Source organism: Umezawaea sp. NPDC059074 (assembly GCF_042738955.1).
Lineage (GTDB): Bacteria > Actinomycetota > Actinomycetes > Mycobacteriales > Pseudonocardiaceae > Umezawaea.
In genome coordinates, this window is sequence record NZ_JBHYHC010000023.1 from 57,185 (window position 1) to 72,219 (window position 15,035).

General features: G+C 72.5%; 12 protein-coding genes. 6 read left to right on the top strand and 6 right to left on the bottom strand.

What is annotated here, in order from left to right; all coding sequences use genetic code 11:
* The first annotated feature begins 18 nt into the window (after positions 1–18).
* Together ACFWW9_RS13545 and ACFWW9_RS13550 are read left to right on the top strand one after the other, a co-directional pair.
* Positions 19–1,032, top strand: coding sequence for a sensor histidine kinase (locus ACFWW9_RS13545; RefSeq protein ID WP_390375889.1), 1,014 nt, complete (start codon positions 19–21; stop codon positions 1,030–1,032).
* On the top strand, positions 1,029–1,706 hold the full coding sequence (locus tag ACFWW9_RS13550; RefSeq protein ID WP_390375892.1) for a response regulator: 678 nt from the start codon (positions 1,029–1,031) through the stop codon (positions 1,704–1,706). The genes ACFWW9_RS13545 and ACFWW9_RS13550 overlap by 4 nt, the downstream gene beginning before the upstream one ends.
* Here the strand turns inward: ACFWW9_RS13550 and ACFWW9_RS13555 are convergent.
* From ACFWW9_RS13555 to ACFWW9_RS13570, 4 genes are all read right to left on the bottom strand, one after another.
* The gene (locus ACFWW9_RS13555; RefSeq protein WP_390375895.1) at positions 1,651–2,373 is read right to left on the bottom strand and encodes a response regulator; all 723 of its coding nucleotides are present in this window, start codon (positions 2,371–2,373) and stop codon (positions 1,651–1,653) included. The two genes, ACFWW9_RS13550 and ACFWW9_RS13555, sit on opposite strands and share 56 nt — an antisense overlap.
* Positions 2,357–3,520, bottom strand: a complete 1,164-nt coding sequence (locus ACFWW9_RS13560) for a sensor histidine kinase (RefSeq protein WP_390375898.1) — start codon at positions 3,518–3,520, stop codon at positions 2,357–2,359. The genes ACFWW9_RS13555 and ACFWW9_RS13560 overlap by 17 nt, the downstream gene beginning before the upstream one ends.
* A 567-nt stretch (positions 3,521–4,087) precedes the next feature.
* Positions 4,088–4,960: a UbiA family prenyltransferase gene (locus ACFWW9_RS13565; protein WP_390375901.1), complete on the bottom strand. Its 873-nt coding sequence runs from the start codon at positions 4,958–4,960 to the stop codon at positions 4,088–4,090.
* Positions 4,961–5,056: 96 nt separating this feature from the next.
* Positions 5,057–6,091, bottom strand: a complete 1,035-nt coding sequence (locus ACFWW9_RS13570) for an aldo/keto reductase (RefSeq protein ID WP_390375904.1) — start codon at positions 6,089–6,091, stop codon at positions 5,057–5,059.
* 304 nt (positions 6,092–6,395) lie between these two features.
* Here ACFWW9_RS13570 and ACFWW9_RS13575 point away from each other — a divergent pair, with 304 nt between their 5' ends.
* The 4 genes from ACFWW9_RS13575 (at position 6,396) to ACFWW9_RS13590 (ending at position 11,768) form a co-directional block, all read left to right on the top strand.
* Positions 6,396–7,835 (top strand): MFS transporter, encoded by a 1,440-nt coding sequence (locus ACFWW9_RS13575; protein ID WP_390375906.1) that lies wholly within the window; start codon positions 6,396–6,398, stop codon positions 7,833–7,835.
* 239 nt (positions 7,836–8,074) lie between these two features.
* On the top strand, positions 8,075–9,076 hold the full coding sequence (locus ACFWW9_RS13580; RefSeq protein WP_390375909.1) for a beta-ketoacyl-ACP synthase III: 1,002 nt from the start codon (positions 8,075–8,077) through the stop codon (positions 9,074–9,076).
* A gap of 19 nt (positions 9,077–9,095) precedes the next feature.
* Positions 9,096–10,637: an FAD-dependent monooxygenase gene (locus ACFWW9_RS13585; protein ID WP_390375912.1), complete on the top strand. Its 1,542-nt coding sequence runs from the start codon at positions 9,096–9,098 to the stop codon at positions 10,635–10,637.
* A 138-nt stretch (positions 10,638–10,775) separates the two neighbouring features.
* The gene (locus ACFWW9_RS13590) at positions 10,776–11,768 is read left to right on the top strand and encodes a TIGR03571 family LLM class oxidoreductase (protein WP_390375915.1); all 993 of its coding nucleotides are present in this window, start codon (positions 10,776–10,778) and stop codon (positions 11,766–11,768) included.
* Positions 11,769–11,777: 9 nt separating this feature from the next.
* On the opposite strand, the gene ACFWW9_RS13595 is transcribed toward ACFWW9_RS13590, so the two are convergent.
* Together ACFWW9_RS13595 and ACFWW9_RS13600 are read right to left on the bottom strand one after the other, a co-directional pair.
* Entirely contained in the window at positions 11,778–12,710 is a 933-nt protein-coding gene (locus ACFWW9_RS13595; RefSeq protein ID WP_390375918.1) for a hypothetical protein, read from the bottom strand.
* Positions 12,707–14,848 (bottom strand): ATP-binding protein, encoded by a 2,142-nt coding sequence (locus ACFWW9_RS13600; protein ID WP_390375921.1) that lies wholly within the window; start codon positions 14,846–14,848, stop codon positions 12,707–12,709. The genes ACFWW9_RS13595 and ACFWW9_RS13600 overlap by 4 nt, the downstream gene beginning before the upstream one ends.
* Positions 14,849–15,035 lie beyond the last annotated feature (187 nt).

Sequence of the window (15,035 nt, forward strand, 5' to 3'; positions counted from 1 at the left end):
GTCCACCGTGGGGGAACAATGGACCGGCACCCGAACACCGGGGTCTCCGTCGGCGGGCTGCTCGACTCCCGTCGCGCCGAGATCCTGCGCACGCTGGAGAGCAGGCTGCGCGACACCGGCAGCTCGCTGGGCAAGGACCCGGCGGTGCTGCCCGAGTGCATCGCGCGGGCGGACGCGATCCTGCGCGCGACGGTCACCGACCTGGAGCGGGCGGAGGAGCCGCCGCCGGAGCCGGTCGGCGCGACCCCGCCGGGTGGCGCGGGCGTGCTGATGGACGTGGTCGTGGCGGAGCTGGTGCAGCTCGCGGCCGAGCGGCCGGAGACGTTGCCGGAGCTGTCCGCCGCGCTCGCGGCGCTGCACCGCAACCTGGCCTCGCCCGTGCGGGTGGCGGGCGACTCCTACGACATCTTCATCCTGCGGACCGCGGACGAGGCCCGCAAGCGCGAGCGCAGGCAGCTCGCGCGGGAGGTGCACGACGAGCTGGGCCACGAGCTGAGCATCGCCATGCACCAGCTGGAACTGGGCGAGCTGTACGGGCTGGCGGACGAGGCCTCGGCCGAGCGCGTCTCCTCGGCGCGCGAGCACCTGGCGTCGGCGATCTCCATCGTGCGCAGGCTGATCGTCGAGTTCGCCGACGGGCCCGCCACCGTCGACCTGGAGAAGGAGATCGCCGCCTTCGCGGACACCGCCGGGTCGGGGCGCACGGTCGTGCACGTCAAGGTCACCGGCAACCAGCGGATGGTGCCGGACCGGCACCGCAACGAGCTGTTCCTCATCGTCCGGGAGGCGCTGCTCAACGTGTTCGCGCACGCCGGGGCGCGCAAGGCCGTGGTGCTGGTGGACATCAGCACGCGGTCGATCACCGCGCGGGTGGAGGACGACGGCGGCGGCTTCGACCCCGAGCGCGCGGCCGCCCGGCGCGGGTTCGGCATGGTGTCCATGGGCGAGCGCGCCGCGTCGCTGGGCGGCACGCTGGAGTTCACCAGCTCGCCGGGGCGCACCCTGGTCGACGTCGAGCTGCCGCTGCCGTGACCGACCCGACCCCGATCACGATCCTGCTCGCGGACGACCACGCGATCCTGCGGGAGACGTTGCGCGAGTCCCTGTCCGCCGAACCCGGCTTCACCGTCGTCGGCGACGTCGGCGACGGCGCGTCCGCCGTGGCCGCGGCGACCGAGCTGCGGCCGGACGTCGTGCTGCTGGACATCGACATGCCCGGCATCCCGGTGGCGCTGACCGTGCAGCGGCTGCACGAGTCCGCGCCCACCACCAGGGTGATCATCCTGAGCATGTACGACTCGTCGGCGTTCGTGCAAGACCTGCTCGCGCTGGGCGTGCGCGGCTACCTGAGCAAAGGCGTCAGCCGCCAGCACCTGGTGTCGGTGATCCGCAGCGCGGTGCGGGACGCGCGCAGCGTGCAGATCTCCGTGTCACCGGAGGCCGAGCGACCGGCGGCGCGGCCGAGCCCGCTGTCCCGGCGGGAGCACGACCTGCTGGAGCTGGTGGCGCAGGCGTTGAGCAACCGGCAGATCGCGGTCCGCCTCGGCATCACCGAGGCGACCGTGAAACGGCACCTGCACAACATCTTCGCCAAGATCGGCGCGGTCTCCCGCATCGATGCGGTCAACCGCGCCGTCGAGGCGGGGCTGATCAGCTCGGCGCACTCGCCGCGGGCGGCGCCGGGAAGACCCCTGTCGGCGCGCTGAGCGGACCGCGGCGGTCCGACGGCTGGTGGATCAGCGCGGCGGCGACGCCCTTGTTGACGGCGTCGATGCGCGACACGGCGCCGAGCTTGGCGAAGATGTTGCGCAGGTGGCGCTTCACCGTGCCCTCGGTGATCTCCAGCCGGGACGCGATCTGCCGGTTGCTCATGGCCTTCGCCACGAGCGCCAGCACTTCACGCTCCCGAATGGACAGTCGGTCCTCGTCCTCCTCGGTCGCCTGCCCCGGCGCGGGCCAGGCGACCGAGACGACCACCCGCCGGTCGTCGGCGCACACGGTCCTGATCGCCGTGACCAGCTCCTGGCGGCTGACGCTCTTGTGCAGGTAGCCGCGCACGCCGCTGCTCAGGAGTTCCTGCACCAGGCGTTGATCGGTGTACATGCTCAGGATCAGCACCTGCGCGCGCGGCGCGACCTGGGCGAGCCTGCGCACCGTGGCGCGGGGCTGGTTGCCGGGCATCCCGACGTCCAGCAGCACCACGTCCGGCAGCAGCCTGGCCGCCAGCACCACGGCGTCCGCCGCGTCGTCGGCCTCGCCCACGACCTGGAGCCCGGTCTCCATCCTCAGCATCTCGCACACCGCTTCCCGCAGCAGGGTGTGGTCGTCGGCGACCAGGATGCGGATCGGCTCCCGGTCAGGCTCCTCGATCATGCCGCTCCCCCCTCAGCGGAATCGTGACCTCCAGCCGCGTCCCCGCCCCCGGAATGCTGGTGACGCTGAGCGTTCCGCCGAGCATCGACGCGCGTTCGGTCATCGCCGCCAGGCCGTTGCCGGGCCCGTGCTGCCGCGGCTCGAACCCGCTGCCGTCGTCCTCGACGTGCGCGCGCACCTGCCACGGCGTCACCCGCACGCCCACGGCGATCCGCGACGGGTCGGCGTGCTTGAAGGCGTTGCGCAACGCCTCGCGCAGCACCGCGAACAGCTCCCCCGCCACCTCGTGCGAGAACCAGCGCTCGTCGCCGTCGATGACCACGTCGACCTCGGCGCGGTCGGAGTCCACGGTGGACACGAACATCTGCAACGCCTCCCGCAGCCCCGTGCGCGGGTCGAGCGCGCGCAACCCCGACACCAGCCTGCGGGTCGTGTCGAGCGTCTCGGTCAGCACCCGCCGCGCCTGCACGACCTTGTGGTGCGCGCTCACGCGGTCGTCCGCGCGGAGGATGTCGTAGAGCTCCAACTGCCGGTGCGCCAGGCTGACGCCGTTGCCGACGTGGTCGTGGATCTCCCTGGCGAGCGTGCGGCTGCTGTCCGCCTGCGCCTGCTTGATCTGCTCGAACAGGAACCTGTCGTACGCCAGCGACGCCAGGTGCATCCGCGCGGCGATGGACTGGTTGAGCGTCAGCAGCGCGGGCAGCAGGAACGGCGTCGCGCCCTCGGTCACCTCGTGCAGGGTGAGGATCACCAGCTCGGCGAGCACCGCCCCCGCGCGCAGCGACTCCACCGGGTGCACGCCGCGGGCCGCCCGCTGCGCGCCGATCTCCGAGGCGAGGACCCAGGCGTCGTCGCTGACCACGACCGACCCCTCCCGCAGGCTCCGGACGCACTCGCCGATGATCACGGCGGCGTGGTCGAGGCAGCCCCGAGCGGTCTCCGGGTCGGCGACCAGCGGGGAACCCGCCGCGGCGAGCCGCGTGCGGTACTCGAACAGCAGCTCGTCCTGGCGAGCGGCGAACCTGGCCCAGATCGGCGGTCGGCCGTCGGGTTCCAGCGGGTTGAAACGATGACTCGTGCGTGCACAGCGGGCCCCGACTAAGTCCTCGGACGGAGCGCCCCCTGCCGCAGCACTGTCGCTGCCCATGCCCTCTCCCATGTGTCGCAGTCGAGAAGCGGACGCGGGTCGGGCGGAGGTCCCAACGCCCCGTCGACCACGCGTTTACAGCGACGCGCACCGCTCGCGGCGAAGTGCCGTGCCATGGCTGCCAGGTCGGGTTCCACCGCGCCCACACCGGCGTTCGCGGCGCTGCGAACCCGGACGCGGCGATGGTGTCCGAATCGGTCCGACCGTTGTCCCCGGCGCGCAAGAACACGCTTCGCGTGCGAAACGAGCGCACGTCGATTGGTGCGGCCACCCCCAGTGGCGGTAGAAGTTGTCGCGGTTCCCCAGCCGTTCGACCGTGGACCGACCAGTCGTCAATTCATTTTTCGGAGAATGGTATTGGTTCGCATCCACGCCGATGATCCAACCCGTGGTCGACGGTAGCATGGGGGTCTAGGGGGGTCAATCGAATGCCGCACCCCCTACCGAAGCCTCTTTTCGGGGTGAGGAAGCCCATTATGGCCATAATCATCGACTATCGCATCATTCGCGAAACACGGCCGACACACAGTTCACACGCCGGGTAGCGCGGTGTTCGGGGTACTCCGACTATGGCGAAAGAATCGCAAACGCGAGTACTCCGAACGCGAGGAGGTGCGCGGCGTACTGGGTGCGCATGTAGACGCGGTAGGGGAATCGGGTGATCGTCAGGGCGGCCGCTCCGGCGAGCGTGGCGGCGGCGGACGGGACGAGGGGCGGAACGACGGCCGCGGCGGTCGCGAGGAATCCGGTTCCGATGAGGAGGGCGTTCGTCGTGACCCGTCGCCTGGCCCTGGTGGGGCCCAGCCGGATGACGGTGGTCCGGCGGCCCGCCCGGCGGTCGCCGGTGACGTCGGTGAAGTCCTTCGCCACGGCTCCCACCAGGGCCATCCACAGGGACATCGCCGTGGCGAGGACGAGGACGGTCGTCAGGTGGTGGCCGCCCGCGGCGGCGAAACCCGCCAGGTAGGTGGTCAGGCCGCCGGTCAGGACCACGGCGGTCGTTCCCGCGGTGTGCCTCTTCAGGGCGATGCCGGGGGCCGAGTACAGGTGGCCCGCCAGCAGGAACACCGCGGTCAGGGCCAGGAGGCAGGGACCGGCCAGCGAGGCGGACGCCAGGGCGAGGGTCGCGGAGGTCAGGGCGACGCGGGCGGCCGTTCGCGGGTGGAGCGTGCCTGCGGGGATGGGGCGGGTGGGGTGGTTGACGGTGTCCTCGACGGCGTCGTGGACACCGTTGACGAGGTAGACGGTGAAGACGGCGAGAGCCCAGGCCGTGGTGCCCGACAGGAGGTGGGAGGGGGTGTGCCCCTCGGTCGTGGCGAGGAGGGCGGCCGAGGTGAAGCGGAGGAGGAAGATCGCCTGGACCACGGGTCGGGACTGGGTCCAGCAGAGGCGGAGGACCCGCCAGAGGGTGGGTCCGGAGGCGCATCCGGCGGTTGCCACTCGATTCCCCTCTGGTCGTGGCCCAGGCTCGGTCACCGTGCTCAAGCCCGGCTGGGGCTGTCGTCGTGGTCGACTTCCTCCTCCCCTCACCAGGTCTTACTGCTCCACGGGGCTGGGCAGGGCCTTCGTGATCCGGGCGAAGTCGTCGTCGGTGAGGGTGACGGTGGCCGCGTCCAGCCAGGTGGTGATCTGGTCCGGGCGGCGCGCGCCGACGATCGCGCCGGTCACTCCCCGCGCCGCCAGCGCCCAGGCGATCGCGATCGAGGAGACCGACGTGTCGTGAGCTGCGGCGATGGGTCGCAGGGCGTCCACCAGGGCGAGGTTCTGCGCGAGGTTGTCGGTGAAGTCGGGGGCTCCCCGGCGCCAGTCGGCCTCCGGGAGGGCGTCCACGCGTTCCTTGCTGAAGGTGCCGGTGAGGAGGCCGGAGTGGAGCGGTTGGTAGACGATCACGCCGGTGCCGTGGGCGGCGCACCACTCCAACTCGGGTGTCGCGTCGCGCTGGAGCAGGGAGTACGGGGGTTGCAGGGTGTCCACGTGGGCGATGGCCTCGGCCGCGGCGAGCTGGCCCACGTCGTGGTTGGAGAGGCCGATCGCGCGGACCAGGCCTTCTCGCTTGAGGTCCGCCATGGTCTGCCAGTAGTCGGCCAAGTCGGTCGCGTACCGGTCGGACTCGGGGTCGGGTTCGTCGTCCTCGAGGCCCGCGAGGCGGCCGTCGCCCGGCCAGTGGACCTGGAGGAGGTCGAGGCGGTCGACGCCCAGCCTGCGCAGGGAGGCGTGGACCTCCTCGCGGACGCTGCCCGCGCGCATGACCTTGCGGGGGAACCCGGTGCGGTCGGCGTCGTCCGGCCAGACCAGGCCCACCTTGGTGAAGACCAGGGGGCGGTCCGCCTCGGGCAGGGCGGCGAGCGCCTTGCCGACGACCTCCTCCGAGTGGCCGAGGCCGTAGGCGGGGGCGGTGTCGATCCAGTTGACGCCGCTGTCCACCAACGCGGTGATGGTGGCGATGGAGTCCGCGTCGTCCTGCGGGCCCCAACCGAACTTCCAGTCGGCTCCACCGACGGCCCAAGCGCCGAAACCTAGTCTGCTGATGCTCATGTCCGTGGTGCCGAGTGGAATGCTGGGTACGCTCATCGTCACTCCCTGGTCGCCGTTCGGGGATGGGCGGGACAGCTGACAAATCGCCCGGAGTGGACACGGGCCTTCGTCGACTATGGCACGACTTGATCAAGCGACGCATACATCCTTCGTCCGCGCCCTACTACTTTGGATGTAGTTCCCCGAACTTCGGGTGCAGTGGCGTTTCCCGGACGTCGGTGGCCGATCTAATCTCCACCTCGTCTCCCATCGGAATACCGCGATGGCTATTCGACTCTGCCGCCGTCCGCGTCGGTGAACAATGCTTGGAAAGGCCAATCAGATGTCGACCCTTGACGGAGTGTCATCACCGGCGACGACGCCACCGCTCCCGGTGATGACCGGGCGGCAGAAGACCATCCTCGTGCTGCTGCTGGGCGCCCAGTTCATGGTGTCCGCCGACTTCTCCATCCTCAACGTGGCGATCCCGGTGATCGGCAACAGCCTCGGCTTCGCGCTGGAGAACTTCCAGTGGATCGCGACGGCGTTCGCGCTGGCGTCGGCGGGCACCACGCTGGTGTTCGGCCGCGTCGCCGACATCGCCGGGCGGCGCAAGATGCTGCTGCTGGGCATGGGGCTGCTCGTCGTGGCCTCGCTGGTGGGCGGCCTCGCGAGCACGCCGACGCTGCTGCTCGCCGCCCGCGTGGCGCAGGGGCTCGCGACCGGCATCGTGATCCCGGCCGGGATGTCGCTGCTGACGACGTCGTTCCCGGAGGGGCCGCTGCGGGACCGGGCGCTCGGGCTCAACGGCGCGCTGCTGTCCGCCGGGTTCACCGTCGGCGCGGTGCTGGGCGGCGTGCTGACCGGGGTGGCCAGCTGGCGCTGGGCGTTCCTCATCAACGTCCCCGTCGGTTTGATCGTGCTGCTGCTCGCCCCCGCCGTGCTGACCGAGAGCAAGGCGGCGGTGCGCACGAAGATCGACGTGCCCGGCGCGGTGGCCGTGAGCCTCGGGCTGGTGGCGCTGGTGTTCGGCATCTCCACGCTGGGCGCGCGCGGCTGGGGCGACTCGACCGGGCTGCTGTCGCTGGCGGCGGCCGTGGTGCTGTTCGTGGCGTTCGTCTTCATCGAGCTGCGGGTGGAGTCGCCGCTGGCGCCGATCCGCATCCTGACCCGCTCCACGGTCAGCTGGGGCAACCTCGGCGGCCTGGTCAGCTTCACCATGGAGACGTCCGCGATCTTCCTGATGACGCTGTACCTCCAGGAGGTGCTGGGCTACTCCGCGCTGTCGGCCGGTCTGGCGTTCGCCGTGATGGGCGTGACCTCGTTCATCGGCGGCATCGTCGCGCCGCGCGTCATCGGCCGGTTCGGCAGCCCGGCGGCGCTCGCGAGCGGCCTGCTGGTGCAGGGCGTCGCGACCGCCGCGCTGTTCCTGGTGCCGCCGAGCACGAACGGCGTCGTCCTGGTCATCGTCGCGACCTCGATCGGCGGCTTCGGCCACATGATCGCGATCGTCGGCTACATGGTCACCGCGACCTCCGGGCTCTCCAACGACGAGCAGGGCCTCGCCACGGGCCTGACGTCGGTGACCCAGCAGGTGGGCATCACGATCGGCATCCCGATCATGAGCGCCATCGCGGCGAGCGGCATCCACACGCGGACCGCGGAGGGCGCGTCGCGCGGTGACGCCGTGCTCGGCGGCGTGACGGGCGCGGTGCTGATCGACGCGATCGTCGTCGTGGTCGGCGCGGTGGTCGTCGGACTGTTCTTGCGCCGGTCGCGGGTGGCCACCCCCACGCCCTGACCGTGCGCGCACCAACGCCCGCGGGACGCTCGGCTCACGAGCGCCCCGCGGGCGTTTCCCCTTGCGCGGCAACGGACTACCACTTTCGACCCGCGGCGAATCCCTAGTGGCAGCAAGCGGTTGGACCGGCCTCGGACGCCGTTAGCGTCAGGACGTCGCAGCCCCGCAGACGTCGGGTGCGCCTCCCCCTCGCACGAAACGAGGAACACGATGCCATCGACCGATTCTCGAGGCCCCCGGTGAGCCGGGCCGCCGTGCTGCGCGGGCTGGGCGCCGTCGTGCCGCCGCGCGTGGTCACGAACGACGAACTGGCCCAACGACTCGACACCTCCGACGCGTGGATCCGCAGTCGGACCGGCATCGCCCAGCGGCACGTCAGCGCGCCGGGCACCGCCACCAGCGACCTGGCCGTCGACGCGGGCGCGCGGGCGCTCAAGGCCGCCGACCGCGACCACGTCGACCTGGTCGTGGTCGCCACCACCACCCCCGACCACCCGTGCCCGGCGACCGCGCCGACCGTGGCGTCCCGGCTGGGGCTCGGCACCGTGGCCGCCTACGACATCGCCGCCGTGTGCACGGGGTTCCTCTACGGGCTGTCCACGGCCACCGCCGCCATCGTGTCCGGCATGGCCGAGTCGGTGCTCGTCATCGGCGCGGAGACCTACAGCTCGATCCTGAACCCCAACGACCGCACCACGTCCGTCATCTTCGGCGACGGAGCGGGCGCGGTCGTGCTCACCGCGGGCGACCGGGACGAGCCGGGCGCGGTGCTGGAGGTCGACCTCGGCAGCGACGGCACGCTCGCCGAGCTGATCATGATCCCGGCGGGCGGCTCGCGGCAGCGGCTCAGCGGCCTGCCCGTCTCGCCGGACGACACCTACTTCCGGATGGACGGCAAGCGGGTGTTCCGCAGCGCCGTCGAACGCATGGAGGGCGCGGCCCGCGCGGTGCTGGAGCGCACCGGGTGGACGGTCGACAGCGTCGACCGGTTCGTCGGCCACCAGGCCAACGTGCGCATCCTCGCCACCGTGGCCGAGCAGCTCGGCGTGCCGCGCGACCGGGTCGTGGTGAACCTCGACAAGGTCGGCAACACCTCCGCGGCCTCGATCCCGCTGGCGCTGGCCGACGCCGCGAACTCCGGTGGCCTGGCCGCCGGGGAGCGCGTGCTGCTCGCGGCGTTCGGCGGCGGCGTCACCTGGGGCGCGAGCGCCCTGGTGTGGCCGGACATCTCCGTTTTCTGAAGAACTGGGGGCACAGGGCATGAGCGATCCCGACGTGTTGGTCGTCGGCGGCGGCGCGGTGGGCACGATGCTCGCGTGCGACCTGCTCCAGCAGGGCGTGTCGGTGCGCGTCGTCGACCGCAAGGAGGTGCTGGACAACGGGGACCCGCACTCGCGGGCCGTGCTGATCTGGCCGAGGATGCTGGAGCTGCTGCGCCGCATCGGCGTGGTCGACGACCTGGTGGCGCTCGGCTTCCAGATCACCGGAGTCGGCTACTTCTCCCGCGGCAGGCGGCTCGGCACCGTCCCGATGAACCGGCTGGGCACCGCGTCGCCGTTCACGCTCTCGTTGCCGCAGCGGGAGATCGAGGCCGTGCTGCGCGCCAGGTTCGTCGAACTCGGCGGCACGTACGAGCTCGGCGTGACGCTGACGGCGGTCGAGCCGCAGGAGCCGAGCGCGGAGCTGCGGCACGCCGACGGGACCGTCGAGGTGGTCCGGCCGAAGTGGATGATCGGCGCGGACGGCGTCAGCAGCACGACCCGCAAGCTGCTCGGCGTGCCGTACCCCGGCAAGCCGTTCGAGCTCGGCATCTCCATCGGCGACTTCCCGGTGGCGGGCCCGGTCGGGACGGAGGTCGAGTACCACTACTCGCGCAACGGCCTGCTGCCGCTGATCCCGATGGGCAACGGGATCGGCAGGCTCGCGTCCATCGTGCCGCCCGTCGGCGACGGCTGGCAGTCGTTGAGCCGCGAGCAGCTCCAGGCCATCGTGGACAAGCGCGCCAGCCTGCCGTACGAGATCGGCGAGCCGCGGTGGATCCGGACGTTCCAGCCGCGGCCGGGCATCGCCGAGCGGTTCCGGGTGGGGCAGGTGCTGCTCGTGGGCGACGCGGCGCACTGCGTGGTGCCGCTGGGCGGGCAGGGCCTCAACCTCGGCATCCAGGACGCGTTCAACCTGGGGTGGAAGCTCGGCGGCGTGATCCGCGGCAGGCTGGCGGAACCCGTGATCGACACCTACGACAGCGAACGCCGTCGGGCCGCGGAGCAGGTGACCACGGTGGTGGACAAGCAGATCCTGTCCGCCAAGCAGATCAAGCCGCTGCCGATGCTGGTCCGCGACTCGTTGTTCGCCATCGCCAGGATGACCGGGCTGATGGACCGGCTGGCGGCCCCGCTGATCAGCCAGGTGGGGTTGGCCTACGGCAAGCCCCAGCGCCGTTCCCTGCTGCGCCCGCAACCGAAGCGCGCCCAGCCCGGCAGGCGGGTGCCGTTCTTCTCCGCGCCCACCGGGGCGGTGCTCGACCAGGACCGGCACACGGTGCTGCTGTGGCCGGGCAAGGCGGTCCCCCGCGACTGGGCGGCGGTCGTCGAGCACGCCACGGCGTCGTTCGGCTCCCTGGCCGCGGTGCGGGACCTGGCGGGTCAGGACCGGACCGCGTTGACGAGCCACTTCGGCGGCAAGCCGCTGGTGCTGCTGGTGCGCCCGGACGGCCACCTGGCGGCCACCGCGCCCGCCGGGGCGTTCGAGCCCGTGCTGGCGCACCTGAAGGCCGTCACGGCGGTCCCGGTGCCGACCGCGTGACCACCGCGGGCGCCGACGCCGTCGCCCGCGGTGCACCTTTGGATGGCTCGGGCTAAAACTTCCGATGTAGCGCGCCACCGCGGCCGTCCGCCGGGCAATACCGTTCCACCAGACCGCCCGCGACACGGAGGATTCCCCATGGCCACCAGCGCTTTGCGCGGGCTAGACCGCCCTGACGGCCGCCTCACCATCGGCATCGACCTGCCGCTGGACACCGACCTGGTCAGCGGCCGCCCGCCGGGCGTGCCGAACCTGGCGCGCCACGCCGAACTGGCCACCCTCGCCGACCGCCTGGGCTTCGCCGCCCTGTGGGTCCGCGACGTGCCGCTGTACGACCCGGTCCGCTTCGGCGACGCCGGGACGGTGTTCGAGACCTTCACCCACCTGGGCCACCTCGCCGCCACGACCACCCGCGCCGTCCTCGGCACGGCGGCCGTCGTCCTGCCGCTGCGCAACCCGCTGCTGGCCGCGAAAGCCGCCGCCACCGTGGACGTCCTGTCCGGCGGCCGCTTCGTGTTCGGCATCGCCAGCGGCGACCGCCCGATCGAGTACCCGCTGTTCGACGTCGACTACGCCCAGCGCGGCGCGGCCTTCCGCGCGGCCGTCGACACGGTCCGAGCGGCGTGGCGCGTCCCCGCCCCCGGCGAGGGCATCACCGCCCCCGCCCTGGGCCTGCACGCCGACCAGGCGCTCGACGTGCTGCCCAAGCCCGTCGACACGAGCATCCCGCTGGTCGTCGCGGGCAAGGCCCAGCAGTCACTGGAGTGGATCGCCGAGCACGCGGAGGGCTGGTTCAACTACCCCCGCGACCTGGCGGGCCTCGCGGGCCAACTGCGCCAGTGGCACGACCTCACCGACGCGCTGGGCGCCCGCAAGCCGTACCTCATGCCGATGATGCTCGACCTGACCGACTCCCCCGCCACACCGCCGTCCCCGATCTTCCACGGCCTCCGCCTCGGCCGCACCGCCCTCTTGGACCACCTCGGCACCCTCGACGACCACGGCGTGAGCCACCTGTCCCTCAGCCTCCGCTGCGGCCGCAGGCCGGTGGACGAGGTCCTCCACGAACTCGCCGAAACCGTCCTCCCGTCGTTCCCGCGAGCGGAGGAGCAGCAGTTCAGCGAGGTCTGACGCAGCGGCTCAGTGAGCGGTGACCGGGGTCGGGTCGTGGGGGGCGGCGGTCGCCGCCTCCTGGCCCAGCACGGCGCAGCGGAGGTCGATGTCGTGGTCGAGGGTCGGCGGGTCGGTGAACAGGAGCGCGCCCACGGCCACCAGTAGGGTGCGGAGGACCGCGTCGCTGCCCTTCTTGGTGAGCGGGGACTGGTAGAGCAGGTAGCGGCCCGTCTGCCAGGAGTGGACGTCGTGGGGTTCGGCCGCCGCGAGCAGGTCCACGGCGGCGGTGTACATGGTGCCGCGGGCCTCGTCGGGGGCGGTGACGGCGTAGAGCGGGTCGCCGCCGTCCTCGAAGCGAGTGGTGTCGCGGCCTCGGGCGGCGATGCGGGCGATGAGCGCGTCGGCGACTCTCCTGGCCGCCGCGCCGCGGACCAGGGAGTTGCCGGTGACGGTCTTCCCGTCGGGCAGGGTCACGGTGTTGTGCAGGACGTCACCGGTGTTGCCCTCGCGGGCGAAGCGGTCCACGGCCGCCTGGCCGTAGGCCAGCATCAGCCGGTGGGCGGGGGTGTCGTGGCCGCCGCGGTAGGTGCGGGTCTCGGGGTCCCAGCTCGCGCCGTCGCGCAGCCTGCCGAGGTAGCCGAGGCGGTCGTAGTTGGCCCCGGCCTCGATGATCGTCTTGGTGAAGCGGGACGCGTCCAGCGCGAGTCCCTGACCGAGCCGGTGGGGCGCGTCGAGCGCCAGCCGGTGCCGCCACCGGACCAGGTCGGCGTGCGCCTCCCGCAACGCCGCGGCCTTGTGCGTGCTCGACCCCGACCACTCGGCGGCGAGCCGGGTCCTGGTCGCCTCGGCCGCGGTCGCCTGCTCCTCCGCGAACGCGCGGACGCGGGTCAGCTCGGCCGGGTCGGTGGAGCGCAGCGCCAACTCCGGCGTCGGGAAGTGGGCGGCGGTGATGGTCGTCATCGGAGGTCCCCCTGGGTGTGGTCGAGCGGAGCGGCCAGCTTGGCGGCGACCCGAGCGGCGTCCTCGGTCCGCCGCTGCCCGCGGTACAGCGCGAGCGCGTCGCGCCACGCGGTCTCCGCGGCGGCCGCCTCGGTCAGCCGCGCGTGCGCGTCGCCGACCCGTTCCACGGTCTGCGCCGCGTGGGAGGCGTTGCGGCCGTCGAACAGGGCGAGCGCCCGCCGGTAGAACTCCAGCGCGCCGCGGTCGTCGCCCCGGCGGTGGGCGAGGTGGCCGAGATTGTCCAAAGTGGTCGCCTCGCCGCCGACGTTGTGGTGTTCGCGGTACAGCGCAAGGGCTTCGGCGCAGTGCGCGTCGGCGTCGTCGAACCGGTCGAGCCGGGCCTCGAACCACGCCACGAGGTCCAGCGCGTCCGCCTCGTGCTGCGGGGCCCGCGCGGTGCGGTAGAGGGCGAGCGCGGAAGTGGCGTGCCCCAAGGCCTTCTCGTCGTCGCCCAGCCGTTCCCACGCCCTGGCGAGCGTCCGGTGCGTGTGCGCCTGCTCCTCCACGTCGGCCGCGTTCTCGTCCAGCGAGGTCAGCAGGTGGTCCACGGCCTCCGCGGGGTCGCCGACCCGACCGATCGCCGACCCGAGCAGGCGCCGGGCGAGCGCGGCCGCCTTCGGGTCGTCCAGGTGGTCCGCCGCGGCGAGGGCGGCCCGCCAGCCGGAGACCTGCTCGCCGAAGTGCCCCTGCTGCCAGTGGAACGTGTGCAGCACCCACGTGAGCCGCCACACGGCGAGGTGGTCGCCCCGCGCCACCGCGAGCAGCCGCGTGGCCAGGATTCCGCTGTGCTCCGCGGAAAACCATGCCAGCGCGGCAGCATGGTCCCCCACTGAGTCCGGTCGGCACCCCGCTTCCGGATCGTCGAGGACGAGGGGCACGCGCCCGACGCTCAGCAGGGCGTCGCAGGCGAGCGCGGTGTGCAGGTAGTGGTCGACGATCCGCCGGACCGCCGCGTCCCGGAGTTCGGGTGAACGCGCGTGCGCGGCGCGGTCCGCCGCGTACAACCGGACCAGGTCGTGCATCCGCCACCGGTTCGGCCGGTGTTCCCGCACCAGCGACAACCGCTCCAACGACCGCAGCGCGCTCCTGGTCTCCGCGTCGGTCAGGCCGAGCAGGCTCGCGCCCACCCGCAGCGGCACGTCCGGCGACGCGGCGACGCCGAGCAGCTCGAACACCTCGGCCTCCCGCGGGGGAAGCGCTTCGTAGGACCAGGACAGGACGGACGCGAGGCTGGCGGCGGGATCCCCCGTGTCCAACGCGCCCAAGCGGGTCGCGACGTCCCGCAGTTCGGCGGCCAGCGCTGCCAGCGGGAAGCCGGGATGCGCGGTGGCGCGGCCCGCGACGATGGCCAGCGCCAGCGGCATACCCGCGCAGTACCGCTGGAGTTCGGCCACGGCGTCGGGTTCGGCCTCCACGCGTCCCGCGCCGATCCTCCGCGCGAGCAGGAGGCGCGCGTCGGCGTCGGGCAGTTCGGCGAGCGGGACCACACCCGCGCCGACCGAGGTGGCCAAGCCGTCCAACCGGTTGCGGCTGGTGACCAGCATCGTGCACGTCGGGGTGCCCGGCAGCAGCGCGGACACCTGGGCCGCGTCCAGCGCGTTGTCCAGCAGGACCAGCAACCGCTTGCCCGCCACCAGGCTGCGGTACCGCCCGACCTGCGCGTCGAGGTCGGCCGGGATCGTGCGAGGGTCGGCGCCGAGCCCGTCGAGCAGGCAGCGGACCGCGGTGGACGACGACATCGGCTGCCCGCCGGGCGAGTGGGCGCGCAGGTCCAGGTACAACTGCCCGTCCGGGAAGCGGTCCGCGTTGTGCTGGGCCCAGTGCAGGGCCAGCGACGTCTTGCCCATCCCCCCGGAACCGACGATCGCGGTGACCGGGACCGCCGCTCCGTCCACCGCCGCGTCCACCGCCGCCAGCTCGGCTTCCCGGCCGGTGAACAACGGCGGGGCGGGCGGCAGCTGCCGCGGGATCGGCGCGGGCGTCAGCGGCGCGTCGATGTAGACGTCGCGGAACGTCTCCCCTTGCAGCACAGGGGCGTACGTGTCGCCGACCTCGTTGTGGACCCTCGGTTCGCCGCTCCGCGACTTCCCGAACAGCACCTGCGGACTCCCGTCGTCTGGAGCCTTGACCGTAGCGAGCCGGAGATCATCATCGGCTGGTGCTTTCGGCTCACGTCCGCGCCCGTTCGGCGCAACCGGACCCCACTTTTGCGGTGGACCGCGCGAATCGCGCGCCTAGCATCGGCGCACCGGGTCGGTGATCACCCGGTCCCCACCGAACGGAGAT